The 24,468-nt window shown below is 45.8% G+C and carries 23 protein-coding genes and 3 pseudogenes; 16 read left to right on the top strand and 10 right to left on the bottom strand.

The features are described from left to right. Window positions 1-128: 128 nt before the first annotated feature. From FYJ73_RS13555 to FYJ73_RS13525, 7 genes and pseudogenes are all read left to right on the top strand, one after another. Window positions 129-386, top strand: a pseudogene (locus FYJ73_RS13555) (tyrosine-type recombinase/integrase); the annotation flags it as partial. Between the two features lie 326 nt (window positions 387-712). Then, window positions 713-1,069, top strand: coding sequence for a helix-turn-helix domain-containing protein (locus FYJ73_RS13550; protein WP_154535260.1), 357 nt, complete (start codon window positions 713-715; stop codon window positions 1,067-1,069). Beyond that, entirely contained in the window at window positions 1,060-1,659 is a 600-nt protein-coding gene (locus FYJ73_RS13545; protein WP_154535259.1) for a BT4734/BF3469 family protein, read from the top strand. The genes FYJ73_RS13550 and FYJ73_RS13545 overlap by 10 nt, the downstream gene beginning before the upstream one ends. Beyond that, window positions 1,610-3,424: a DUF3987 domain-containing protein gene (locus FYJ73_RS13540; RefSeq protein WP_154535258.1), complete on the top strand. Its 1,815-nt coding sequence runs from the start codon at window positions 1,610-1,612 to the stop codon at window positions 3,422-3,424. The genes FYJ73_RS13545 and FYJ73_RS13540 overlap by 50 nt, the downstream gene beginning before the upstream one ends. A 133-nt stretch (window positions 3,425-3,557) precedes the next feature. After that, window positions 3,558-3,926 (top strand): plasmid mobilization protein, encoded by a 369-nt coding sequence (locus FYJ73_RS13535; RefSeq protein WP_154535257.1) that lies wholly within the window; start codon window positions 3,558-3,560, stop codon window positions 3,924-3,926. Further along, window positions 3,916-4,824 (top strand): relaxase/mobilization nuclease domain-containing protein, encoded by a 909-nt coding sequence (locus FYJ73_RS13530; RefSeq protein WP_154535256.1) that lies wholly within the window; start codon window positions 3,916-3,918, stop codon window positions 4,822-4,824. The genes FYJ73_RS13535 and FYJ73_RS13530 overlap by 11 nt, the downstream gene beginning before the upstream one ends. Continuing rightward, window positions 4,821-5,423 carry a hypothetical protein gene (locus FYJ73_RS13525; protein ID WP_154535255.1) on the top strand — a complete coding sequence of 201 codons (603 nt, stop codon included), beginning with the start codon at window positions 4,821-4,823 and terminating at the stop codon, window positions 5,421-5,423. Before FYJ73_RS13530 ends, FYJ73_RS13525 begins: the two co-directional genes overlap by 4 nt. 133 nt (window positions 5,424-5,556) lie before the next feature. Here the strand turns inward: FYJ73_RS13525 and FYJ73_RS16250 are convergent, their stop codons facing one another. The 8 genes from FYJ73_RS16250 to rhuM form a co-directional block, all read right to left on the bottom strand. After that, window positions 5,557-5,721: a hypothetical protein gene (locus tag FYJ73_RS16250; protein WP_336509615.1), complete on the bottom strand. Its 165-nt coding sequence runs from the start codon at window positions 5,719-5,721 to the stop codon at window positions 5,557-5,559. Between the two features lie 19 nt (window positions 5,722-5,740). Beyond that, entirely contained in the window at window positions 5,741-5,911 is a 171-nt protein-coding gene (locus FYJ73_RS13520) for a hypothetical protein (protein WP_154535254.1), read from the bottom strand. A gap of 10 nt (window positions 5,912-5,921) precedes the next feature. Further along, window positions 5,922-6,569, bottom strand: a complete 648-nt coding sequence (locus FYJ73_RS13515) for a hypothetical protein (RefSeq protein ID WP_154535253.1) — start codon at window positions 6,567-6,569, stop codon at window positions 5,922-5,924. A gap of 94 nt (window positions 6,570-6,663) precedes the next feature. Beyond that, entirely contained in the window at window positions 6,664-10,107 is a 3,444-nt protein-coding gene (locus tag FYJ73_RS13510) for an Eco57I restriction-modification methylase domain-containing protein (protein WP_154535252.1), read from the bottom strand. Window positions 10,108-10,112: 5 nt separating this feature from the next. Beyond that, window positions 10,113-13,358, bottom strand: a complete 3,246-nt coding sequence (locus FYJ73_RS13505) for a helicase-related protein (protein ID WP_154535251.1) — start codon at window positions 13,356-13,358, stop codon at window positions 10,113-10,115. Between the two features lie 23 nt (window positions 13,359-13,381). Beyond that, window positions 13,382-13,606, bottom strand: a complete 225-nt coding sequence (locus FYJ73_RS13500; RefSeq protein ID WP_154535250.1) for a helix-turn-helix transcriptional regulator — start codon at window positions 13,604-13,606, stop codon at window positions 13,382-13,384. Window positions 13,607-13,933: 327 nt separating this feature from the next. Next, on the bottom strand, window positions 13,934-14,635 hold the full coding sequence (locus FYJ73_RS13495; RefSeq protein WP_154535249.1) for a hypothetical protein: 702 nt from the start codon (window positions 14,633-14,635) through the stop codon (window positions 13,934-13,936). A gap of 1 nt (window position 14,636) precedes the next feature. After that, window positions 14,637-15,638: a virulence RhuM family protein/type II toxin-antitoxin system death-on-curing family toxin gene (gene rhuM, locus FYJ73_RS13490; RefSeq protein ID WP_154535248.1), complete on the bottom strand. Its 1,002-nt coding sequence runs from the start codon at window positions 15,636-15,638 to the stop codon at window positions 14,637-14,639. A gap of 489 nt (window positions 15,639-16,127) precedes the next feature. Between rhuM and FYJ73_RS13485 the strand changes: the two genes are divergently transcribed. Beyond that, window positions 16,128-16,787, top strand: coding sequence for a DUF4476 domain-containing protein (locus FYJ73_RS13485; protein WP_154535247.1), 660 nt, complete (start codon window positions 16,128-16,130; stop codon window positions 16,785-16,787). A 64-nt stretch (window positions 16,788-16,851) separates the two neighbouring features. Here FYJ73_RS13485 and FYJ73_RS13480 read toward each other — a convergent pair. Next, window positions 16,852-17,354, bottom strand: a pseudogene (locus FYJ73_RS13480) (SLC13 family permease); the annotation flags it as partial. Window positions 17,355-17,719: 365 nt separating this feature from the next. Here FYJ73_RS13480 and FYJ73_RS13475 point away from each other — a divergent pair. Beyond that, on the top strand, window positions 17,720-18,103 hold the full coding sequence (locus FYJ73_RS13475) for a hypothetical protein (protein ID WP_154535246.1): 384 nt from the start codon (window positions 17,720-17,722) through the stop codon (window positions 18,101-18,103). 101 nt (window positions 18,104-18,204) lie between these two features. On the opposite strand, the gene FYJ73_RS13470 is transcribed toward FYJ73_RS13475, so the two are convergent. Next, window positions 18,205-18,666, bottom strand: coding sequence for a hypothetical protein (locus tag FYJ73_RS13470; RefSeq protein ID WP_154535245.1), 462 nt, complete (start codon window positions 18,664-18,666; stop codon window positions 18,205-18,207). A gap of 196 nt (window positions 18,667-18,862) precedes the next feature. On the opposite strand from FYJ73_RS13470, the pseudogene FYJ73_RS13465 reads away from it, so the two are divergent. The 7 genes and pseudogenes from FYJ73_RS13465 (at window position 18,863) to FYJ73_RS13430 (ending at window position 24,390) form a co-directional block, all read left to right on the top strand. Beyond that, window positions 18,863-19,376: pseudogene (locus tag FYJ73_RS13465) on the top strand (DUF6175 family protein). A 261-nt stretch (window positions 19,377-19,637) separates the two neighbouring features. Continuing rightward, window positions 19,638-19,904 (top strand): hypothetical protein, encoded by a 267-nt coding sequence (locus tag FYJ73_RS13455; protein WP_154535242.1) that lies wholly within the window; start codon window positions 19,638-19,640, stop codon window positions 19,902-19,904. A gap of 233 nt (window positions 19,905-20,137) precedes the next feature. Next, entirely contained in the window at window positions 20,138-20,704 is a 567-nt protein-coding gene (locus FYJ73_RS13450; protein WP_154535241.1) for a hypothetical protein, read from the top strand. Then, window positions 20,701-21,957: a serine/threonine protein kinase gene (locus FYJ73_RS13445; protein ID WP_154535240.1), complete on the top strand. Its 1,257-nt coding sequence runs from the start codon at window positions 20,701-20,703 to the stop codon at window positions 21,955-21,957. Before FYJ73_RS13450 ends, FYJ73_RS13445 begins: the two co-directional genes overlap by 4 nt. Window positions 21,958-22,477: 520 nt before the next feature. Further along, the gene (locus FYJ73_RS13440) at window positions 22,478-23,371 is read left to right on the top strand and encodes a hypothetical protein (protein ID WP_154535239.1); all 894 of its coding nucleotides are present in this window, start codon (window positions 22,478-22,480) and stop codon (window positions 23,369-23,371) included. A gap of 11 nt (window positions 23,372-23,382) precedes the next feature. After that, entirely contained in the window at window positions 23,383-23,940 is a 558-nt protein-coding gene (locus tag FYJ73_RS13435) for a hypothetical protein (protein WP_154535238.1), read from the top strand. A 24-nt stretch (window positions 23,941-23,964) separates the two neighbouring features. Further along, a complete protein-coding gene (locus tag FYJ73_RS13430) occupies window positions 23,965-24,390 on the top strand; it encodes a tetratricopeptide repeat protein (protein WP_206081787.1) in 426 nt (141 codons plus the stop codon). Window positions 24,391-24,468: the final 78 nt, after the last annotated feature.

Here is a 24,468-nt window from a genome sequence, read left to right as displayed (position 1 = left end):
GGGCCTGCTTGTACCGTTCAAGGAGACTCTTGTACTTGTCTTTGCTTGCCATATTCATAATAATTTGTGCGCGCAAAGGTACAGACTTTTAAGCGAGGCTGAAATACGGTAATGCCGAGACGCTTACATTGCAAAAGGCATCATGGATCTCAAAGCCCTTACGCCGGTGGGTGGAGGCAGCCGGTATAAAAAAACATATAACTTTCCATTGCTTCCGTCACTCCTACGCCACGTTGCAGCTGGAATTAGGTACAGACATCTACACCATTAAGTCGATGCTCGGACACACAAATGTGAAAACTACACAAATCTATACCCATATAGTAGATTCGGCTAAGGTAAAGGCTGCGAATACAATTCATATTGATAACCTCCAAGTTAAATAAGAAAATACTGCGAATACAAGTCATAATTCATCTCCACCTTTGAGCACCAAGTAGTTACGCTCTTTATAAGATCATTTGCACTAAGCTCTCCTCGTTCGCCATCCGGCAAACAAGGGGAGTTTTTGTTTGTCTGTACTCGTTAAAACGCTAATAAGGATGCAAGGGAATACGACCTTAAAGGGCATCTTCTGTTTCTTTTATCTTAACAAAAACTAAAATATTGGTTGCAACGTGAGGGGTAAGTGTGGGGGATTTTTCCACCTGTTATGCACCCACAAAAAATCGTTTACCTTTGCCGCAGAAGTTTACCAAAACGATAAATAACTATGGAAGTAAAATCATTCGAGGAGATACCGGGCGCATTGTCCTATCTCATCAAGTCAGTAGAAGATCTGCGAAAGACAGTAAGCATCTTACAGCGTCAGCAGACAAGCAACCAACCCAAATGGATGGATATGGACGAGCTGTGTGCCTATCTTCCCTCACATCCAGCCAAGCAGACCGTTTATGGCTGGGTTTCTGCCAAGCAGATACCTGTGCATAAGATCAACAAGGCATTGGCTTTCCTGCAATCGGAGATTGACGAGTGGCTGAAGAGCAAATCATACACCTCAAAGTCGGATCTAATGCAACAGGCTGTAGACTTTGTCAATGCCAAGAAAGGAGGTGAGTTATGGAAATGACAGAAGATTATCAGTTTTCTTTCTTCCGGAAACCAATCCATAATACCGAACCGATACGTGCAGTCGGCATCGTGGACATTTACCGATATATCGTAGGGCACTATGCTGAACCTCAGACAAAGGCTTTACGTATGCTCGAAGACAGAAAGGAAGCCAAGCGGTACAAGACAGCGAACTTTGACTTCTGTTGTTTTTCCGGGCTGTTCAGAAAGCGATGCGAACGGGAACTGTTGATGCATTCCGGACTGATGTGTATCGATTTTGATCATGTGGTAGACTTGGCAAAGCTAAAAGAGCAATTGCTTGGCAACGAGTACTTCGATACGGAGCTGTTGTTTGTCAGTCCCTCCGGTAACGGCTTGAAGTGGATTATCCCTGTTGCCCTGCAGGGAATGGAGCATTCTCGATATTTCAAGGCCGTAGCCAACTGCCTGGAATCGTCTGGACTCCCCAAGGTGGACAGATCGGGCTGCGACGTGTCCCGTTCCTGCCTTCTGCCCTATGACCCCAACGCATACATTAATCCAAAATATGAAGATGATGTCAAAGAAAATATTTTCCGTGCAAGACTGGGAGAATGTCCATTCTGAACAGCGAGTGCCTGCACATGATGAAAGCAAACATTCTTCTTGTGCGCACCTACATAATAATGTGGAGGAGGATGTGGAGAGCGTTGTCTCAGCCATAGAAGCCCATGGCATTGATGTGGCACCGCATTATGCTGAGTGGGTCAACTTGGGTTTTGCGCTTGCCGATGCCTGCGGTGAGGGCGGAAGAGGATATTTCCATCGGCTCAGTTCGTTGCATCATGACTATAACCAAGTTGCGACCGACAAGCAATACTCCTATTGCCTTCGTGGCAAAAGGCAAGGGATTACTATTGCCACATTGTTCTATATGGCAGAACAACATGGAGTAGTATGGAGAAAGAGGCTATCACCCATTTCTCCAAATACCCAAAATGGAGAAACGGACAAACGGATATTGGGGGACAATGCACTTCCTTCTTTCCCAGAAGAGGTGTTTGACGGCTTGCCTACGTTGCTGAAAGAAGCTGTGGACAATGCGGTGTCGAAGGATGACAGGGGCACAATACTGATAGGTTCCATTGTCACCCTCTCTGTATGCTTTTATAATCTTTGCGGCGTATATGACGAACGTATCGTATATCCCAATCTGTATCTTTTTGTCACGGCAGAAGCAGGAATGGGGAAGGGGGCGTTGTCGTTATGCCGGGAACTTGTTGTGCCCATCAACAGAGAACTTCATGAACTGACCAACAGACTGAAGGCACAATATAAGACAGACATGGCTGAATATGTCAAGGGAAAGAAGTCTGGGGGAATGGACATGCCGCAAGAGCCTCCGCTCAGAACGCTTATTGTACCGGCCAACAGCAGTGCCAGTGCTTTTCTGAGAATTGCGAAAGACAATGATGGCATCATTCTTCTGTTTGAGACAGAAGGAGACACCCTCAGTCAAACGCTAAAATCGGATTATGGCAACTACTCTGATGTGTTGAGGAAGGCCTTCCATCACGAGGTGCTGAGTATGAGCCGATGCAAGGACAGAGAGATGTCAGAAGTGGAGCAGCCCCGCATATCTGTAGTGTTGGCAGGAACGCCAGGTCAAGTGAATCGACTGATAAGCAATGAGGAGGATGGCCTGCTCAGCAGGTTCTGCTTCTATGCCCTTCCTTTCAAGCGAGGAATACGAAATGTCTTTGCCACCAGTGATGTCGCTCAGTCGAAGAATGCGAAGTTTAAGCTGTTGGGGGAGCGCTTCTATCATTTGCATCAGACTTTCATGCGACAAGGATCATACACTTTTTGTCTGCCACAACATTTGCAGACGCGGTTTGTATCCTTTCTTCGTAAGGCCAATGAAGAATGTTGCGATGAGGTAGACAACAACATGCAGGGCATCGTACGGCGTATGGGGCTGATAGCCTTCCGAATGATGATGGTGCTGACGGCCCTGAGAACGATGGAAGCTGAGATGCATCGCCTGTCACCTGCACAGGATGGGACCATTCATATGCTTTGTCAGGATTGCGACTATCAGACAGTTATGCTCATTTGTCAAACCTTGCTTCGGCATTCAGTGTATGTTTACCGCAGATTGTCAAATGTTCAAGAAAGGACATCCGGCGAACAGCAGGAACGAGGCGCTGCCGCACGACGCAATGCTTTCTTCAATCTCCTGCCTGTCTCGTTTACCAAGAAGGACTATGACGCTCTCATTGAGACTACTCATGAGAACCGAAGCACAGCCTCTAAATGGATAGATCTCTTTATCAGGGAACAACGGCTACGCCGGACGGGACAAGGTATGTATCAGAAAACAGAACTGTGATGATTAGAGTGGCAAGTTTGTGTTTTAATGTCACTAAAACCTATGGCAACAGGGTACTTTGGCATCTTACAACTGCCAATACCCTGTAATGCCATTCCACACCACTCTGCAATCATCAGTAATAAGATCAACAATGACAACAGAAAGGAACAACAAAGGTGGTCGCCCTAAACTGGCTGACTATCAGAAAAGAACAAAAATGGTAAGAGTAATGTTCTGTGAGAACGATTTTATCTACCTACAGTCCAAAGCGGCAAAGGCTGGCTTGTCAGTAGGTGAATATTGCCATCAGGCAGCAATGGACAATACCGTTAGAGAAATGGTTTCGCCTGAGTTGGCAAAGGGCATTCGCGACTTGTCAGGCATAGCCAATAATGTCAACCAAATGGCTCACCAGATGCATGTCATTGGTTTGGATGCCGTCAAAGAAGAATGCATTGGCATCATCGCTGCAATCAGTGAAATCATTAATCGAATAAAACCCTTACATCATGATCGCTAAGATATTGAATCGCGTGGATTTTGGCGGGATCGTCAACTACGCACATAATGACAAGAATAAGAAGAAACAAGCCAACCTGTTGGGTTATGAGGGCGTTTGTGTCACCGACAACAAAGCTATAGCCAATAGTTTCTATATCCAGGCCTCTATGCGTCCAAACAGACGTAAGCCTGTCAAGCACATCTCTCTGTCGTTCTCCCCAAGAGATGCAGACCGCTTCCCAGACAACAGGGAAGGGGATGAGTTCATGGCTAAGATAGCCAAAGAGTGGATGAAACGAATGGGTATCGTCCATACACAATACATCATTGCCAGACATCATGACACGCGACATCCTCACTGTCACATCGTCTATAATCTCGTTGGCAATGAAGGACAGATTATCTCTGACAGCAATGAGCGATACCGCAGTGCCCGTATCTGCAAGGCTCTGACGGAGGAATATGGACTCTACATAGCGAGAAAGAACAGTAAAGAGCAGAACTTGGACCGGTTGCGAACGCACCAGCGGCAGAAGGCACAACTGCGTGCAGCTGTTATGGATGCCCGGCAAGAATCTACCGACTGGAATTCTTTTCTCAATGCCCTGTCCCGACGGAATGTCAGTGTTCAGGCCACGACGGATAGAGCAGCTGACAAAGTGGTGGGCTTGTCGTTCAGCATGGAAGATGCTCACTGCTCCGGTTATCGCCTTGATCCATCCCTGAGCTATCCTCATTTTGTCATTGCCTTTGGACAGGCATTGGAAGAGATCCTCTTTCAGCCTCATGCCCAATCCTTGGACTGCAGCGGAAGCCCAGTAAATAATCAAGGCTGGCGGAATAGGGACGATGAAGAAGCGAAGAAGAACCGTAAAGCTCATCATATTTATCAACCCTCAAAACGAAGAAGAAAATGAAAGAAGACATCATCGCCGCAAACATCAGCGGCCTGCGTTCCGACATCCAGTCCTTGGCGAAGCAGATAGCAGCGTGGTCACGATCCTTTGCACAGCAAGCAACACCAGCTCCCCAAACGCAGATAGACGAGAAGCAGTTGGCAGCGGCAATTGCTGACCTTATCCATACCGACATTAAGAGTCGGTTACAGAATGACAAAGAATTTGTGAATACTGTTGTAAGCGCTTATGACCGGGTGGCCAAACAATATAGTGAGGATATTAATACCACCCATAACTGCTTGAAGCAGAACAACAGCTATCTGCAACTTACCGAGAAGCGTTATAAAGAGCTAGCCGCTACTGTAGCGGCAGTCAAGCGGCATGCTGATCCACCATCTATTCCTCAGACGATGGAAGCTATCCCCCGTTTCCTGTTTATCACCTATCCGTGGTATTGGGTGCGGAGAATCTATCATAGCAGCCACTTCCGTCAGTACCTGCTGCTCTGCATGTCCTTCATCCTGATGCTCTCGGTATTCATGACGATGCTGGTAGCATATGACAATGTGAGGATGAGACGAGTTGGCAATGCTTCTTACTACAATAGCAATAGGTGATTGGTATTTACACGACTAACCTCTTACATAAAGTTGTAGCCTGTTCAGATTGTCATGTTAGCAAAATACCGATTTCCTTAACATGTTGCATACAACATGTTAAGGGGATGGCGTTTTGCTTAACATGTTTTTCCTATCGTGTTAAGTTTTTGGACCTATGATCACCTGACTGATTTATGAAAAGATCTACCAGTTTTGTATTGATGTAGTAGTTCTCTTTTCCCATTTTTATCTTTTTCAGCAGACCGGTTTGGGGTATTATGTCCAAATACTTACTTGCAGTTTGCCTAGAGACCATTATGTCACGCTCCACAAATTCAATCTTTGTATAAGGCTGATTTGTACTGATTCATCAAGTTGGGAATGGTTTGGGCCACACCTCTGAGCTCAGCCAATTTGCGGTTGGCAGAAATCAATTGTTTCATCACGGCCTTTGTCTCAATGTCAAAAGGCAGTGGAAGATGAGGAATATGATAACTGTGTTCCATTGCTTTGTTGTTAATTCAATACGATTCTAAGACCTAAGTCCAAAGCTGCGCTCACCTTTTCAAGAAAAGTCTTCTTCATCTTGTTGTTGGAGTGGGTCATGAGGAGCCAGCCATTTCCGAGATCTCGTTGGGCGCTGCCGTACTTGGTGTCGCGGCGGTTGGAAATTACTGGAACCTTACACATCACCAATCCCAGCGCTTCCACCACTTGGCGCACTCTTGTAACGCCTATTTTGCGGACGACTTTTTCCAATGTATCGTTGGCGTGTTTTTCCGCAATCATTGTGCCGTCGGGAAAGAAAACGGCCATATTAGTTGGAGAAGAACGTTCTATCTTTTCCTGCTTGTTCTTCCTTTTGCCATGCTCCACGATGGGGTCTTGCACAATTTCCTTGGCATCGGCAATTTCTGCCGTGAAGTTGCGCTTACGGCTTAGGTGGACACTTATAGGTTGACCAGGCTGATAGTCAACGACCAGTACAAGCTCGCGCTTAACCTGCTGAAGGGCAGGCTCAATGTTCTGCGTCAAGATGGGGAGAATCTCTTTCTTGATGATATCCTCTTCTGCTTGACTCACCTTCTCTTCCAAGTCTTCCGTTGAAACGCCTTCTTTGCGAAGCGTCTCGATGGCATCATATAGTTTGCTTAATCTACTCATAATCCCCTTATATTATTCATTTGCCAAAACATCCAAATCTTCATAAGTTTTCATAGCCTCATAGAGTTTCTTGCGCCCAGCTTCTGAGAGAGGTTTATTCTCCTTTGGCATACTCCTCCTCTGTTATCGTAGTTTCGGGATCCACGATCTTCACCTCATCGTAGGTTAAGCCGTAAAGTTTATAGACCATCAGGTCGATGGCACGCTCCTGCTCACTTGTGTCAGCTGTGGGGTCTGCTTGTTTAGAGTGCAGAATTGAATTGACTAACTCTACAAATTTTTCTTGCTTGCTACTAATAGCAATAGGAAGATTGTCAACTTCATATCCATTTACATTACTATTAGTACTTTGAAGCTTAAAAATAAAGTTGAGCAGTTTGCTGTTCAGAAGTGCCAATGCATATCTTGTATTAATCTTATCTTCTATGAAAAGACAGTAATTGACAGAATTTGCACAGTAAGCATGGTCACTTAAAGTCATCTTTAAGCGATTTGTCTCGTTGACTCCCGTTATACCTTGCATAACAACTCTTTCATTTGTAAAAAGAGTATCATCTATTTGTTTGATTGTACGTAAAGAAGTGGCATTCAGAAACAAAGTTTCTCCCTGACTCATTTTCTCTTTTAAGACATAGCGGTCTATATTAGCTCCCCTTATCATTTTTTTGCAAGATGAATCTTTTGTAAAGGCTGATTTACAAAAGGTCATATCAATTTCTCCAGTGTAGCACTTGCCATAATTAGTCAGAGGCTTACTATTTTGGTAAGTCTTTATTAGGATTGCCGTATCTTTCTTCTCGGTTAGAGGAATTGACTGATACAACGTATCTATGCTTAGAATTTGAGAAAGAGAAAAAGAGCTTGATTCTTTTTCCGTTTCTACATATCTTTCTCTGTTAATTCTCATTTCAAACACGTAGTCCGTATTCTTATTCTTGGTCATTGTTAAGATACATACAGACATCTTCGCGTTTTCAAACACACGCTTCTTAGGATTATCACGTTCAGGAAATGCTTCCAAGCGAATAATTTGGCATTCGTTAAATACAAATTTTCTTGTATTGGCAGCACTTACATCACATGTAAAAGCCAATGGGAAAATCTCGCAGAAAACACCATTTTTGCATAGTAATCTTATGCTTTTGACAATGAACAGACGGAATATGTTTAACATTCCGCCTTTTGCTGGAGCATATTCTGGTGCATCCTTATAGAACTGTAACACATGAGGGTCAACTGTTATAGACTCTCCCTTATTTTGTTTTTTGTTAAACAATCCATATGGCGGATTGCCAATCACAATATCAAAGCCATCCTTTACGTCGAACATCCATTGAGGGTCAAAGAATGGCGAGGATGCATTTTGGTCGAACATATCCCATGAAGCAAGTTGAAGAGCCTCTTTGTCACCTACAGCACCAGACTCCTCCATCATATTGGCGAGCTCTTGACGCAAGTCATTCACCTGCTGTCGATATTTGCGCTTGGTACGAATGGTCTTTGCCGAGAATATCTTATGCTTGGCAAGTTTGAGAGCCTGTTCTTTCACCTTGATGGCATCGGTATCGAAGAGCGTGGCATCCTTTTTAGCAAGGCCAATGAGGGTGTTGGCAGCAACGAATTTGGCCTCCAGATTAGGCAATGGGCGAATGCCGAAGTTGTCAGCTGGGTCGTTGTTGGTGTGCTGATCCACGACAAGCGAGATGAAGAATCGCAACTTGCTTATCTGGATGGCAATGGGCTGAATGTCTACCCCATAGATGCAATGCTCTATGAGATAGAGTTTACGGGCGTAGTCGGGACGATTGATATCCTCGTCAAAACTGCGCTCGATGTCTGCAAGGAGTTCTTGACGTTCCTCCTTGCTGTCGGCTTGAAAAGCCTCGGTCGTCTCGCCCACAGCCAAGTCCATCATCATCTTCTTCCACTCCACATTGTCCGGGTCAATGCGCCCGAGAATGTGTACCATCTGTTGAAGCATACCCATAGGGAATGCGCCTGAACCACAGGCAGGGTCGAGTACACGACACTCATAGAGTGCCTTCATAATGGCTTTACGCTGTTCCGGCGACAAGTCAACAGGGTCGTCGGTGTATTGGAGCAGACGACGAAATTTCGGCTCTATGTCTTCACCCACAATGCGCTTGACATGAGCCACAAGACTCTCGTCAACCATATACTGCACGATTTCACGCGGTGTATAGAAAGAGCCGGTCTGCTTGCGTGCTGTTGATTGCGTCTCGGGATTGTAGGCTGCCAACAAATTCTCAAACACCTTACCCAAAAGCTCCGGGTCGAGTGAAACTTCCTTATCGAAAGGAGTGTTCTCCTCGACAGTGAAGTTGTAGCGTTTCAGGATATCGATGATACCTCGGGCCGAAACACGCTTTTTCCTTTTGTCACCATAAAACTCGGAGAGGTCGACATTCTTTCCTGCCTCTTCGCCAAAGAAGAGGTAGTCAGGGAATATCAGTTTGCTACTAACCTCCTTGCGGTCAGAGAAACCATCGTAGTAGATGCCATTATCCTTGTCGTCAAGGCAGTCGAAAAGACCACCATTGAGGAAAGGCACAGTTTTGTTGGCCAAGTCAACAAAAAGCTGTGGATTCTTAAAATAATGCTCGTAACGCATCAGCTTGTTGTTGTCGTAGTCGCCACGCCCATTGCGGAAGCGGCGCTCCGTGGGTTCCGTGCAGCCCTCCTTAGTAATAGGGCTGTTGAGCATGGCAAAGAATAAGTTCTGCAGGATGGCCTTATAATAGACGCTCTCATGCGACTTAAAGCCGAAGAGACCGTCCTTCTGGTGAGGGCAGAAGTTCTCTATAAGGTTGTTCGCTATATACTCTTGATCGAAGAACTCGTCAGGAATCAGATTGCGTTGCTTCAAAAACCAAACAAAAATGAGGCGCGTGATAAGTCGGATGGCACTCTCATGGTTATATTTATCGTCGTCCTTATCATCCTTAATATTGTTTGGGAAACGGATAATCTTTATGGCCCATGCATACCAGTCGCTCAACTCGCGATAGAAGTCCTGCGTCAGAGCCTCTACCGAGAATCGGGCACGAAGGTCGTCATTGTCAACGACACGTCCCTTCTCATTTAGATACTTGTTGGGAGTATAATAGGCAATACCTTCACCTAGAAGAAAACTATAGCGGTGAGGATTGCTGTAGGTGCGCATGATGTGCGTTTCGTCCTTTAGCTCGAAACTTATCTCTATAAGCGAGAATCGATAGTTGGCAACATTATCCTCAGGAACGAAAGCCACCAAGGCACGTTCCTGCATTTCATCGGTCAATAAGCGGAATGCCTCTTTTGACAATGCTACGCGCGCATCGTGGCGTGATGTGTGGCGCACCTCATAGACCACAAGGTCGAGAGAGTCGCATGTGCCCAGCTTAGTTGCCGTGGTTGTATATTTTGTGGCAGTAGTGAGCGGCACTTTCTCCACCAAAGGCACAAAGTCCTCTGGAAGGAAGTTGTTTCGCAGGAAACCCACAAACTCTTGCCGGTTGTATGCTTTATTAAATTCCATCTGTCCTACTTTTGCAGTTCTTCACTCAAAATTAAAGTCTCTTCGCCCTCATCCACACTGTTCTGGGTGATGATGATGCGGGCCAGATACTCATTTGGTATCTTTTTAGGCAGCTCTTTGACATTCTTCACAGACAACTGATTGATGTATCTTATCTCATGACCTGACAAGGCGTCTGCCTTCACTACGGTGAGAAGGTCGTCGAGATAATCCTTGTTCAGCAACTTTGCTTTTGAAAAGACCTTGATCTTTGCTAGAGCATTGAGAACATCCTTCTCGTTGTGGTCATTAGCTTCGCCCTTGAACAGGCTGTTCTTCACTTTCTGGTAGGTCGCATCAAAGTAGTCGCTCAACTCCACTGGTTCTTCAGAAGGCTCTGCAGCGAAGAGTTTAAGTGCATCCTCAGCTGACAACATCTTGGGAGTCCCATCTTCACTGCCAATCTTGAACACAAAGTCGTTGCCTTTTCGTCCAAACATCAGTATACCATAATCTGGCTTCTCAATCTTGCGCGCAGTACGGGCACGATGGGGTATTTCAAGAGCCTTCAGATAAGCCTCAGTGCCTTTTATCTCGTTGAGAAGCTTTCGGTAAGGCGTGTCCCATGAACTTTCCTCGTTCTTTTGAAACTCCTTACGGTAACGCTCCTTGAAATAGGCCTGCACCTCTTCATCCTTGGTCAGTGCCTTGGTATCTTCTCCCATGATGGCATGAATCATGGCCATCTTGAGTGTGGAGATTTCCTTTGTACGTGTCTCAGCTTCACCCACATCCGATGGGAAATAGTTGTAGATAAAGAGCTCGTCAAACACCTTGCGGTTTATACGATTGATACGACCAATACGCTGAATGACACGTGTGGGGTTATATGGTATGTCATAATTGAAGATGGCGCCTGCACGGTTCAGGTTGTAACCTTCTGAAATGGCATCGGTGGCCACAAGTATCTTATAGTCGTCGCGTTGAAGCTCTTTCTTCAATCCGGCATCAAAGTTGGCGCGTATGCGCTCTTTATTGTTAGGAGATGCGTCGGCTGAAGTATATTTCATCACCGGAAGACCAGCCTCAACCAATTTCTTACCGAGATAATCGACGGTGTCGGCATACTCAGAGAAGACTATAAGCTTACGCTCTGGCTCCTGCTCCAATTTCTTTTTTGCTATTTCTATGAATGAAGCAAGTTTTGGATCATGCTTAATAGTATTCTCTTTGCCGAACCATTCTTCACTAAGGTTCTGGAGTAGTTGAATGTCTGCTTTGACATCTTCAATAAAGTTGTCATCCACATACTTCATGTCAATCTCAAAGAAACCGCGATTCTCATATTTGTCGAATGCTTCTTGAATCTCTTCCATGCCATCATCGGTATAGAAATTGTCCACTTCTGGGAGATTGCCTTTTTTATATACCGGAATCTTATGGCGTTTGTCTATCCACGTTAAAAGATGCTCTGCAGACTGGATCATATATCCAAGCGATGTTTGGAAAGCTGCCATAGAACTCTCAAAACGAGACACCAGCAAGTGGCGCATGAAACTCGACACGTTGGCCTGACGTCCTATGAGAAGTCCGAATTTAATGCCTGTCTTTTCTTCCAGTTCTTGGGCAAGTTGTTCCTTCATATCCTCTTTGACATAAAGCACGGGCGAGTAGCGGGCAGCCTTGAAACGTGTAATGTCGTCGGTGCTTCCTTCAGATTTGCTGATACGGTCAAGCGTGTTAAGATACGAGTCTTTCATTTGACTGAGGTCATAAGTCAATTCCTCTGGATCATTAGGAATGACAAGTTGAATCTTCTGCCGTTTCAGGTCTTTGGCATAATCTGGGATGTCTTGCAAATCAAGGCGTGAGCGGCGTATAACCAACGGGCCGATAATGGAACGAATGTCTTTTGATATACTATTGATTGTTCGCTTAACCTCGTCATCTTTTACTTCACCCTTGCGCTGTGCTTCGCGTAATTCTCGATAGCGGTCTATTAGTTGCTTGAAGGCTGCGCCAAGATTCTCTACCGTCTTCAACGTAGAATGGCTTGGAATCTGGAATAATTTGATCAGCGAGTAGATGTCGGCAGGCTGATTGTTGAATGGGGTTGCCGTTAGGAGCAATACCTTGTTACCGATGCAAAGATTGTGAAGCAAGGCGTAGTCCAATGTGTATTCGTTGCGGAAACGATGTGCCTCGTCGAGGATGATAAGGAACTTTTCATCGGGCTTCTTCAACTCCTGATAATGGCGCAGAGCCTCTTCTATCTTTCCTGCACTGAACACTGAGGCCGTAAAGCCAAACTCATCGCGATAGCCTTCCCATTGCTTGCAAAGGTGAGGTGGACACACTACAATGGTGCGAAGATGCAGGTTGCGCGCCACCGTTGCAGCAATAACACTCTTGCCCAGGCCCACAACATCGGCTATAATTGCACCGTTATGGTTTTCCAAAGAGCGAAGAGCTAACTGCACTGCATCCGTTTGATATTTCAGATTGGAATACCTGCCATCCGTAATGTCGTAAGGAGTGAGAATGTTCTCTTTTGTCGGAATATTGAAATACTCATGGAGCACACGGATAAACATGAGGTATGGAGAGAAGAGCGTGTCATACCAGATATGAGCCATAACCTTGTTGTTCCATTCGTCAACGTTTGTTTGGTCAGCAATAACAACAGCGTCGCGCCACAACTCCTCGAAAATCTCATGACCCTCGTCATAGTCGGCCTTGTCATTGAAGCGCGCATTGAGTTCCAAACGGCCCTGCATACCTTGATATGAGAGATTGCTTGACCCTGTTATCATCACGCCTGGCAATTCCCCGCCCTCGTTCATTGAGTCATTATAGACAAAGAGATACATCTTTGAATGGCAAGGATCGAGAGTCTTGCGAATTTCCAAAGTTCCGTCGAGTATCTTGGCATAGAACATCTTAAACTGTTCTATCTTCTCTGCAGTATCAAGGAAATCGGTATCATTGAACGCTTTGACAAACTCGCTATAGTATTGTTCCTTCAATACGCCACGAGAAAGAAGCTTCTGTCGGAAGTTCTCAACTTCACAAACATGTTTGGAAATTTGAATCTCTATGTCAAGACCAACAAGGATACGGATATGCTTGCTCTTTAAATTTTCCGATAGCTGTACATACCCAGAATAGTAAAAATAGCCCACAAGGAAATCTACGGCATCAGTTTTGGGAAGAATACCGTTTATAATATCCGAGAGGAATTTGTCTTTATTTGTAATGAAGCTACTGCTCATATTCTTCTTTTGCTTAACGAATCTTACAAATTTTGCATGTCATTGTTTCTGGATGAGTTTAGAAGGTCTTTTGCATCAACGTTGAGGCACTCTGCTATTTGGTAAAGAGTTTCAAGACTTGGCTGACTGGTGTTTGTACACCATTTTGAAACGGTCGCCTCATCTTTCTTTAACTCTCGTGCTAACCATCGGTTGGTGTGCTTCGTCTCTGCCAAAACCACCTTTATGCGGTTCATATTCTTGCTCATCGTGCTATGATTTAGATTGTTTGGCCACAAAGTTATACAATTATACCCAAAAATCAGTCGAAAATGGCAAAAAGTTTGGCGTTTTAAGCAAAAAACAGAAGAAGAACATTTTCTTGACACGCAATATGGCTCGATTGAGAGGCCTTAGTAAATTCCTCGATATGTTGCGGCAATGACTTCTCTACTTGATTGGGGGCGATATTGACTTTAGCTAGCAGTCATTCCACCCATTTACACTGTCTTTGCAGCAAACTTCCCGGCAAGCCGACTGAGGATACTTGCCGCTTTGTCTAACTTGTTTGTAGTTATTCCTAACATGAGAGCGTGTTATCTTTCTCCCAATCCTCTCCTGCTTGCCTCTTTCTCTCCCGGCATCTTCTTGTAGACAAAGGACTCGCCGGTGGGAAAATAAGAGGCAAAGACGGTGGCAAGGAAAGCAGAAATATCCTTGCGACTCTTGCCGATATAGAAGAAGGCCTGACTTCCATCTTGCATTAAGCTGGCTTGACTGTATAGCGGGTTAACTGCAATAGGTATCTTGGGATCGTTGATTTGATTGCGCTCAGCGAAAGCTATGGCGCAGGCGTTGATGGCATCCTGCTCCTCTTTGGTAAAAACAGATATTCGCTTGGCAAACCATTCGAGGCTATCTTCTACCTTTTGCAGTTTATCTTCATTGACAGACTGTACCATTGCCGTGGCGCGTTCATGCTCCAGTTGTTCGACGGTCTGTTCCAGCGTGTCTACTTTCTTTTTTACGGCTTGGTATTTAATCATGAAGGCCATGATGAAGCAGAAGCAGCAGACGGCGTTGACGAAAACAAGTACACCACGGTATCGCATCTCCGCTGGAAAGTTATTCAGCCCGGCAATATAACGATCCATCAGCGGTACGGCGATAAAGGATGCCACAGCTCCGGCATACAGGATTCTTATTTTAGCCTTCTCACTTATGGGTGACAAGCTCACAAAAAGTGCAAGCAGGAGTGACACGGCACAAAAACACATAGCTAATAATGCTGTTCCCATGTTATCCATTGTTTTTGTTGATCAGGTTCACTACAACCTTTACCATGACATCCTTTTCTTGTGTTCGGCTTTCGGCTATCATGAGCGTGAGGGCGACGAGGGTGCTGTCGGCGATGCGTTTGGTGCCATCCTCACGGTAGAGGATGCCGTTGTTGTTCATAAACCAAAGGAAGAGGGTAGCAGCAATGCGTTTGTTACCGTCACTGAAGGAATGATTCTTGGTGACGAGATAGAGTAGCATGGCTGCTTTTTCTTCTACACTGGGATAGAGATCCACACCGCCGAAGGTCTGATAGATCTGCCCGATGGAGCTCTTGAAAGAGTCGTCCTTCTCGTTGCCGAAGAGAGGGGAGTAACCAAACTTCTCTTTCAGCACATTGATTTCCTTCATAGCGTTCTCGTAGGTGGCATGAAAGGTCTCCTTGCTGGTGATCTTGCTGATGCTCAGCCGCTGATAGTCGTAGTCGTCGAGGGTGTCGAGCGCATAGGTATAGTCGACGACGACCTTGAAGAGTGCATTGCTCTCGTCAGTCGTTGGCAACGGCTGCTGTTGCAGGGTGCGTCCAAGCACCTGCACCAGTTGCCGGAGCTCAGAGATCTGCTGCTTGCGAATGCGCTCGTTCACGGTATACCCCTTGATGAGGTATTGCTTCAGCACGCTGTTTGCCCAACGTCTAAACTCAATACCTCTATGGCTTTTTACACGGTAGCCAACAGATATAATCATGTCGAGATTATAATATTCGATCTCGCGATTGACTTTTCGAGTGCCTTCTTTTTGAACTGTCGCAAATTTTGCGACAGTTGGGATTCCATCATTCAATTCTTCTTTCAAAGCGTTGTTGATGTGCTTGCCAATCGTCTTGACATCCCTGCCAAATAATTCGGCGAGTTGCTGACGATTCAGCCACACGGTTTCTCCTTCCAGCTTGACATCAAGTTGGGTCTTGCCATCCTCGCTTTGATAAATGACGATCTCGTTGTTCAGGTCGATCTGCTTCATCGCTTCATGGGTTATTGTAAACTATTGGTTGCAAAGATAATACATTTATTGCTAAGATCACAAGGCAGCGAAGGAAAATATGCTGGCAGTATGCTGTCAGCCTCACAAGAATGATGCGCTCCAAAAGCAGAAAAGTACGATTTTATTTTGTGTTTCGCTCGATTTACACTACCTTTGCCAGCGTTGAGTATATGTTTGCTTATGGATGCTTATTTCAGAATTTGCAGCACATTAGCAACATCGACAGGCAGATGTATGTGAATAGTTATCAGACCATTTCGAGGAGGTAAGTTGGACGAGATGTTCCCGCTTTGCAAAGAACCTATAAGCAGAAATAGAGCATTGCCAAGTGGTTGGGCTGTCAGAACGCAAAATATAGAATGTGGATTCTAAATAACAAATATAGGGATTGAATACTTGAAAATAGGGATTTCCCTAATATCCATTGATAATAATCTACTAAATTTGCAGAAACAAACAAAAAAGATTATGAATAAGAAAAGCTCTATTCTTCGGATAGTCCTTCCGACATTATTAATGCTCTTTACCTGTTTGGTTAACATTCAGGCCAAGGATCATATGGTTCAACGGGGAATGACTAAAGACCAGGTCATGCAAATATTAGGTAAGCCAGACGCAACCAGCTTCAACTCCTATGGAGACAGATGGACGTACAGAAAGAGTCCGTTGTTGGATCCAGATGATAAATTCATATACATCAGTTTCGGGAGGGATGGAAAAGTGATTTCATATCAAGAGTGTATTGTACCTTCCTATCGTGGAAATGACGCAGAAGTTTATCATCCGGTATTGCCTCCAGTACCGCAGGAAAATTATCCAGATCCATACAGTGAATGCCAACCATATGCGTTGAGTGAAAATGCCTTCGATTTCCTATATGGTAAGGTGAAAGATGCCAATTTTGATGACGACCGCTACACGCTGCTTGAGGTGGCGACGCTTGGTTGCTGGTATACTTGCGACCAGTGCGCCAGGATGATGACGTTTTTTAGTTTCGATGACGACAAACTAAAGGCATTACAAATTATGGGAAAACATGTTGTCGACCCACAAAATGCTGTTATTATAACTAATAAACTTAGTTTCAGTGACAGTAAGGATAAGGCTTTAAGGATGCTTCCAAGATAAATTATACATTCTTGTCGTAAATAATTTTGGACTCACTGAGTCCAAAATTAGTATCCAGCCTCGCTCAGAACGGCCAGAAAACCGGCAGGAGGAAGGTCATCGCCACTCCGATGATAATTTGCAAAGGCAGTCCGACCCGGATATAGTCTATAAACTTGTAGTGTCCGGCTTTCATCACCAATGCGTTTGGCGGCGTGGAGAATGGCGAGGCAAAGCACATGTTGCCCCCAGCGCCACGGCCATGAGGAACGAATAGGGGCTTACATGGATTTGTTGTGCAGCCACCAGGGCGACAGGTGCCATCAGCACGGCCGTTGCGGTGTTGCTGATGAACATCGTTATAAAGGAGGTGGTGAAGTAGATGCCGGCAATCAAGGCATAAGGTTCCATCTCGCCTAACGTGCTTACCAATGACGACGACATCATTGCCGCCACGCCCGTTTCCTCCAAGGCTGTACTCATGGGCATCATGGCTGCTATGAGCACGACACTTTCCCAGTTGATAGTGCCATAGGCATCCTCAACCTTTCGAAAACATCCCGTGAGTACGGTCAGCAACACCGCTATCCCCTTTCGGAAAGACCCGACATCGTGCTCAACTACCATCAGAACAATTTCAGCATCTCCTATACCGTTCCCGACTATCGACACTTCAGCAGGTTGCACTATCAGTACTGACTGGAGGGCTTTGAGCGGGAATGGACTGATGCGGGCGGCAACCAGAACTGCTCCGCAACCGTGATGACCGTCACACAATCGTGCGACGACCGTCACAGGACTGACGCATTTACTTTTCGAAAGTCATATTACAACTATTGATATGTTGGTGTGACATCCGCTGAACTAAGATGCGATTTAGTTGAAAAAAAATACATGGTATACTTATTTGCAGTAACTTTGCACCAAAGAGTATTAATCAATAATATTATATTTTGAAGAAGATTATCATGACACTGTTGGTTGCCGTAATGGTATTAGGCACCAACGCACAAAGTGCAAAGACAATTGCAAAGTCTGCTGCTAAGGCAGCGGGCACGGCTGCACTCTCATCTGCCAAGACACAGGCTACATCAGCTGCAACAAAAGCAACTGCCAAGAATGCAGCTAAGTATGCCAAAACTGCCGCAAAGGCAGAAAAGACCTACACAAAGGCCAAGACAACTTATACAAAGGCAAAGTCAGCCTACAATACTGCCAAGACGGTAGCCGGTACCACATCAAGCACCGCTACCTCCAAAGCGGTGAAGAGCGCTGCCAAGAGTACTGTCAAGAAAGCTGCTGCAGATGCTGCTACAAAGGCTATTAATAAGTTGTAAGAGGCTTTTATAGACGTTCATTCCCATTCATTGGCCGTTAGCAGCACCTTTATCGACGGGCTGCAAAGGTCAATGAATGAGAATTTTTTTTGTAGAGTTTGCTAAAGACGATCGATTTCCTCTTTGCTTAGCCCAGTAACCTGGATAATCGTGTCCAAAGGAACATTCATGCGCTTCATGGCCCTGGCATTACGGAGGCGCTCTGACAGAATTCCTTTCTCTAGTCCTTTCTCCATTCCTTTCTCCATACCCATTTTAAGCCCGGCCTCATACCCTTTTTTATGAGCCTGCTCACTTCTCTTCAGCGCAGCGCTAACGAGGGTCCGCTCCCAACTGACAGCTTCCCAGAAATGGTCATAGCCTGCCATCTGAGCATCGGTGTATGCCGACTCCTCAATGATGTCAAGCGCTTTGCGTGTCTCGGGATTTGCCAAGAGCTCCTCAGGTGCCTTACGTGTTTTTTCGTCAATCTCCGTGAGATAACGCAACCACAACACCATCATCTTCTTGTCGTGGAAAGAATGGGGCTTGAACTTTGGTAGTAAATGTTTGATGGAGAACATTATTGCACTGCCTCTGCAAATGTAATATATATGGTGACACAGCAAAATAAAAACCTGTTTTAAATTACTCTTTCGGTGGGTGAGCTAACCTAGGTAACTAAATCGACTCTTATTGATTGTGACGTAAACGTAAATCTATCAATAGCAGTTCCCCGATCAAATCCCCAGCCTTTATCTCTGAATCCCCAAAGTAAGAATGAACAGCACGTTTTTTGATAAGAAATCTTCACATAAGCAGCTAAAAGCTGTGGTCAACGACGATGTGCTCAACGTCATCACGAAGATGGGCGGAATTATGCAGGAGCGTGGCTATCCGTTGAAGAACCTGCAGAGCGCTCGACGAATTGAAAAACGAGTCGGCCATGGACATGGTGCTCACCTCCAAAGCTGATGGTGAAATACAGGAGAAAGACTTGGACAAGCTCACCCGTGTGGCCCAGGCAGACATCCTGGTCAGCATAGCCTTTACCCGTCAGAATGTAGGACCGCGCCAGCAGGTCGAGTTCCGTGTCACCTCCATCGACGCGGCCACAAACAAGCAGATAGGTGGTGAAACCGGGCGCAGCTCAGCTTCAGACGCGCCGATCAGTGCTTTGTTGGAAGAGTCGGTGTTGGGCTTCATGGACAACTTCACGGCAAGCATCCAGCGACATGTCGGGATCGGGCTTCGACGACCGTTTCGTCATCACGACACACATCCAGATCTTTGATATTTCGGAGACGCAGACCTATCCGCAGAAAACGGTCCTCGAGGCCAACATCGGCGTCTACGTAGGCGACGGCCTCTACGGTATGCTCTTCTCTTTATATCATGGAAGCCAAAGGGTTGGGCGATGACAAAGACCAGGCCATAGCCGCGGCTGTCAGAAAAATCCGACTGGCTAAGCTCAAAAAAACTACAAGGGACCGGCGTCGGGGAAGCAGATCGAGCAGTAGCAAAAGTTCAAGGCACGGCAGGTCGTTGTCACGGCATGGCTCAACAGCCTTCCACGGCAAATGGAGACAAGGGTACCGCAAGCTATCAGCAAATACAGAAAATGGAACGCACGCTCGAACAGAGCTCTATATCGCAGGTGCTCTACAAATATCTCGATGACAAGAACGAGTTACAGCTACCCGAGATCGTCGAGGAGAACAAGAACTCCGAGAACACTGACAATCCAGCAGGAACATACCCCAGCAAGCTCTGCTTGAGACAATCGTCGAAGACAGAGCTTTTCCATTCTAAAAGGGCGTAGCCAACTACTTGCGAACGATGGGTTGCATAGACAATATATATTTATCGCTAAGTTCACAAGGCAACGACAGAAAATCACCACCTAATTTACTTTTAAAGCTAAGAAGTTTGGATATATAACTGAATTTGTTTATTTTTGCACTCATGGCAGTTGCTATTTAATTTATTGATGACTGTTATCTTAACCTGTCTTGAGGTTGGAAATCTTTAGTTATGTAATCTGTGCGTTTGAGGATGAACACGAAGATTCTCATAGAAATGTTGGAAAAACGCAGTGGTCACACCATTACAAGTGCTGCCGACTGCGAGTGGCTCGCCCTTGACTTTACCACGAGGTGTGGCAAGGGCATCAGTGTCAACACGCTCAAGCGTCTCTTGGGCTTTTTGGCTTATGACGGCAAATCATTCCGGCAGTCCACGCTCGACACCATTGCTGCATACTTAGGGTTTAGAGACTGGAATGAAACTGAAAGCGCGGCAATGGACAAAGTGTCGGCCTTTGGCCACAATCCAGCCATCTTAGATGCTGATAAGCTCACAAAAGGCGACCTGGTCACCGTGACCTACGCGCCCGATCGTCAGATTGTCTTTGAATATAGAGACGATGACAGGTTTGTCGTTGCGAAAAGTCTGAACAGCAAACTGCACATTGGGGATATCGTAGCAATTCGGCAGTTTGTTCTTGGCTATCCACTGTTGGTCACTGAGACCCTACGCAACAGCCGTTCCCTCGGTGCTTACACCGCCGCGAAGATCGGCGGGCTCACCACCATCGATTGCCAACACAAAGAAGAATTATGACCGCTGATGATGTTTCCGCTTTCTCCAGTCCACTGGACCGTGTGACGTCGCAGGAGCAATTGTATCTCAACGGCTCGACCTGCCAAACTTATATTGTGCGCGTCTATGGGAAGCTGCATTTCAAGAAACAGCTCAAGGCAGAATATAAAGGCATGCCGCAATATGTCGAGGCCTTCAGAAAAGAGTTCGAGGTAGGCTATCGCCTCAACCATCCGGCTCTGCCATGCTATGTAGCCCTGGGCGACGAAGACGGATGCCCCTACATCTTGGAGGAATATATCGACGGCAACACGCTGACCGACTTTCTTGCCGCCAATCCCTGTTATTTCCATTCTCGTCCGCATGCCGACCGGCTGATTGACGAGCTTCTTTCCGTCTTTTCTTATCTTCATCATCACCAGGTGCTCTTTCTCGACCTGAAACCCGACAACGTGATGATCACCTCGGTAGACCAGCAACTGCGACTTATCGACCTGGGCGGCTGCCACACCGACTGCTTTGTCGGAACGGAAGAAACGACAAAAGCATTCTCACCCAGCAGGAACGCCAACGACGCTGCCCAATTCGACGGCAAGCTGTGGGAACCTTCATTTGATATCTTTCTCATCGGGCGCCTGCTGCAAGAATGCAGGGTTCCACATATATATAATAAGGTGATCGCGAAATGTCTGAAGGACGATCCGCGGGAACGCTACGACAGTGTGGACAGTATGAAGAAGGCGATTGGGGCCTTGCGCCGTCGGCTGACGTTTTATAAGGTGTCGATGGTAGTAACGGTGGCAGCATGCCTCGCAGTCGTCTTGTCTTTGCTCATTCCGGCGGGACCGAAAGAGCAGAGGCCGCAAGAGACCACCAAAAAGGCTGAAACGTCACAGCCTCTCAGGGCTCCCGAAGAAGTGCTGACAGCGAAAGAAGCAAGACAAACGAAGATCATGGAGCCGAAGCCTTCACTTCAGCCCAACAACGGCAAAAGCGAAACAACGGCGGCCGAAGCACGGATGACCAGGGAACTGCAACAAAAAGTGGACTTTGCCTATAAGAAATATATCGCGCCTCTACCCAAAGACTCGCTCCGTGACTTCGATTGTCTGCACAAACATGTTGCCATGTATGCGGACTATGTCAATTCAGAGATAAAAAGACTCAAGAAGAAATATCCTGACCTGCAGCCCTGGGCCATTGACGTGAGGTATGGGGAAATCTACAGCCGCACCGTGATGCCGCTTGTGGAACGCTGCGGCAGCGAGGAGTAAAATGTTACTGCTAACATTTCTCTCAAGAAGTGATCGCTTATTTGGCAAGAATTTGACAGCTTGCCCACTATTTCCGTGTTTGGACGATTTGGATGAGAAAAGCCTTGTGCGTGTGCCATATTTAAACTATTTTTGTAGAAAAATAAAAAAATTGGCTCACAATGGAACAACTTTCAAGATTAATTCTTATCTTTGCACTGCCGACTGGTAACAGTCGGAGACATCGAGGAGAGCTAATCAGCTTTGACCCGCCAGAGAATCTGCAAAATTCAATGTATAAGGGTGAGAAGTTAGAAAGGCGTTCCTCCTATAGCTTGTATATTCTGCAATGGCGTATTGGCCATGGCCCTATATACTCTATAGGTGTGGGCCAACTTTCATTCTTACTTATACGGGTATTGCAGAACCTTCTGGCTAAGGATGCTAAGAAGGTCCACACCCCTTGTCTGCCTATGAGTGAAATGTAAATTCGTATGTGTGCTGACGAAAGATTTGCTAACTAATTTTAATATATCATATTATGAAAACAAGAACAATCCAGCTTTTCTTGCTTCTCCTTTGCTGTTTTGCCTTCACCGCTTGCGACAGCAACAAAAGCAAGATTGAAGAAAAAGCCAAACAGTTTACCGAGGCCTTGAAAACAAAGGATGTGGCTACCATCTACGACATGTACCCCAACTCCAAGTTGGCCAACCACATGACGCTGACCACCAACGTGGCACAGGGCGACTTGGAAGTGGTGAAGGACGAGGCTACAGGTAACTACACAGCCAACTTCAAGAACGCACGCGACCAGAAGCTCATCTTCAAAGTGACGGGCAAGGACACCTATCAAATCATCGACTCCTATGGTTTCTTCGACATCGAGCCGCTGTACTCTGACTTGGCTGTCAAGACAGGTGTGCCTTTGAAAAAACTGTCTGACCAGAAACTCAAGGAGCTGTTCAAAGATGACAGCCCGTTCCTCTCTTTCATCAAGAATAAATATGGTGGGCTGACAGAACTTAACCTTTCTTATTTTGATGGGGTCTACACCGGGAATTACAATTTGAATATAGTTCAAATAGAACAGAACATCAAAAATGAAGGCGATTTCCCGGTAAAAGGCTCTGATTATGATGTCATCTTCAGCTTCTCTGACGAAGGTGGCAACTGTGCATCCAGCACCAAGACAATGGACGGCGTTGACTTGGCACCCGGCGAGACATTTACATTTAATTTCCAACTTACAGGCTATACGACAGCCGCATACAATCATCAATTGCAATGGACGGTATCCTTCAACCAAAAAGGCGGCGGAACAATGAAAGACATCATGAAGAAGGCCAAGTTTACTGGCAACGAATACAATGAGTTTCTGCAACAACAGAGTAAGAACAAATCGAAAGCTGGTAAGAAATCGTCAAAGAAATAAATCGAAGCATCATGAGAAAGCTATTGATCATCTTTATGGCATTCGTTGCCATCGGCATGACCTTCTCCTGCAACTCCAAGGAGAAGCAGATCCGCGAGCAGCAGATTGCCGACTCACTCAAGAAAGACTCCATATTCCAGCAGCATCAGGCCGACTCCATCGCCAAGGCAAAAGAGGAGGCCGAACTCAACGACAAGAAGATAGAGTTCCTGCAAGGCATCTATAAGAATGTGATCTATACCGAGAACGTAGGCCCCAATGCCACTGACTATGCTGGCAAACTTGTGAAGCACATCTCGCCCAAGGTCACCAAGGCCATGACGGACTACGACGACGGCATGGATGCAGAGTATGTCGCGCCCGGTCCGAAGCTTTATCTTCTCGGTGACGAGGGCGACTACGAGGGCGGTCCGAAGATTACCATTACCTATCTGGGCGACAACTGGTTCAAGGTGAACATCAGCGACCACACCACCGTGAAGATCCGTGTGGAGAGCGAGCCCGACGATGACGAGTCGTTTATGATTACCGGACTGATAAACAAGGACTATGGCATCAATGTGAAATAGTATTCTTAATCTAAAATGACAGATATGAAAAACCTTAAGAGCATTTTTTTGTTGGCAATCATGTTTTTTGCTTGCCAAGCAGTGCTTGCCCAAACAGACAAGGGCATTGAGTATTATAATAACAAGGACTACGCGAATGCGGTCAAGTGCTTCCAGCAGGCTGCAGAGCAGGGAGATGCAAAATCACAGAACTATATGGGTGAATGCTATTACTACGGTAATGGCGTAACTAAGAACCTTCAGGAAGCGGCTAAGTGGTACCGGAAAGCGGCTGTACAAGGTAATGCTAACGCTCAAAACAGCCTGGGCTATTGCTATGAAAACGGTGAGGGAGTAGAGAAAAACGGGGAAGAAGCTTTTTTCTGGTATCGCAAAGCCGCCCAACAAGGAGATGCTGATGGTGTAATCAGCAAATTTTCATGCAACATTTTTAAGAAAAATAACATATAGCATTCTTCGGCAATTAAGATGTAGCATTATTGATGCGTTTTGGCAATTAAGATGGCGCAGTACCAAGGTTTCCCTTGG

The sequence above is a fragment of the Hallella mizrahii genome (genome assembly GCF_009695775.1).
In the GTDB taxonomy this organism is placed as follows: Bacteria; Bacteroidota; Bacteroidia; order Bacteroidales; family Bacteroidaceae; genus Prevotella; species Prevotella mizrahii.
Note: the sequence above shows the minus strand (reverse complement) of the source record. Positions and strands in the feature narration are given on the sequence as shown.

Bases quoted from the DNA above. Each gene is read 5' to 3' on its own strand.
- FYJ73_RS13550 (WP_154535260.1), top strand. From the start codon at position 713: ATGGAAGTAAAATCATTCGAGGAGATACCGGGCGCATTGTCCTATCTC.
- FYJ73_RS13545 (WP_154535259.1), top strand. From the start codon at position 1,060: ATGGAAATGACAGAAGATTATCAGTTTTCTTTCTTCCGGAAACCAATC.
- FYJ73_RS13540 (WP_154535258.1), top strand. From the start codon at position 1,610: ATGTCAAAGAAAATATTTTCCGTGCAAGACTGGGAGAATGTCCATTCT.
- FYJ73_RS13535 (WP_154535257.1), top strand. From the start codon at position 3,558: ATGACAACAGAAAGGAACAACAAAGGTGGTCGCCCTAAACTGGCTGAC.
- FYJ73_RS13530 (WP_154535256.1), top strand. From the start codon at position 3,916: ATGATCGCTAAGATATTGAATCGCGTGGATTTTGGCGGGATCGTCAAC.
- FYJ73_RS13525 (WP_154535255.1), top strand. From the start codon at position 4,821: ATGAAAGAAGACATCATCGCCGCAAACATCAGCGGCCTGCGTTCCGAC.
- FYJ73_RS16250 (WP_336509615.1), bottom strand. From the start codon at position 5,721: ATGGTCTCTAGGCAAACTGCAAGTAAGTATTTGGACATAATACCCCAA.
- FYJ73_RS13520 (WP_154535254.1), bottom strand. From the start codon at position 5,911: ATGGAACACAGTTATCATATTCCTCATCTTCCACTGCCTTTTGACATT.
- FYJ73_RS13515 (WP_154535253.1), bottom strand. From the start codon at position 6,569: ATGAGTAGATTAAGCAAACTATATGATGCCATCGAGACGCTTCGCAAA.
- FYJ73_RS13510 (WP_154535252.1), bottom strand. From the start codon at position 10,107: ATGGAATTTAATAAAGCATACAACCGGCAAGAGTTTGTGGGTTTCCTG.
- FYJ73_RS13505 (WP_154535251.1), bottom strand. From the start codon at position 13,358: ATGAGCAGTAGCTTCATTACAAATAAAGACAAATTCCTCTCGGATATT.
- FYJ73_RS13500 (WP_154535250.1), bottom strand. From the start codon at position 13,606: ATGAGCAAGAATATGAACCGCATAAAGGTGGTTTTGGCAGAGACGAAG.
- FYJ73_RS13495 (WP_154535249.1), bottom strand. From the start codon at position 14,635: ATGGGAACAGCATTATTAGCTATGTGTTTTTGTGCCGTGTCACTCCTG.
- rhuM (WP_154535248.1), bottom strand. From the start codon at position 15,638: ATGAAGCAGATCGACCTGAACAACGAGATCGTCATTTATCAAAGCGAG.
- FYJ73_RS13485 (WP_154535247.1), top strand. From the start codon at position 16,128: ATGAATAAGAAAAGCTCTATTCTTCGGATAGTCCTTCCGACATTATTA.
- FYJ73_RS13470 (WP_154535245.1), bottom strand. From the start codon at position 18,666: ATGTTCTCCATCAAACATTTACTACCAAAGTTCAAGCCCCATTCTTTC.
- FYJ73_RS13455 (WP_154535242.1), top strand. From the start codon at position 19,638: ATGGCTCAACAGCCTTCCACGGCAAATGGAGACAAGGGTACCGCAAGC.
- FYJ73_RS13450 (WP_154535241.1), top strand. From the start codon at position 20,138: ATGAACACGAAGATTCTCATAGAAATGTTGGAAAAACGCAGTGGTCAC.
- FYJ73_RS13445 (WP_154535240.1), top strand. From the start codon at position 20,701: ATGACCGCTGATGATGTTTCCGCTTTCTCCAGTCCACTGGACCGTGTG.
- FYJ73_RS13440 (WP_154535239.1), top strand. From the start codon at position 22,478: ATGAAAACAAGAACAATCCAGCTTTTCTTGCTTCTCCTTTGCTGTTTT.
- FYJ73_RS13435 (WP_154535238.1), top strand. From the start codon at position 23,383: ATGAGAAAGCTATTGATCATCTTTATGGCATTCGTTGCCATCGGCATG.
- FYJ73_RS13430 (WP_206081787.1), top strand. From the start codon at position 23,965: ATGAAAAACCTTAAGAGCATTTTTTTGTTGGCAATCATGTTTTTTGCT.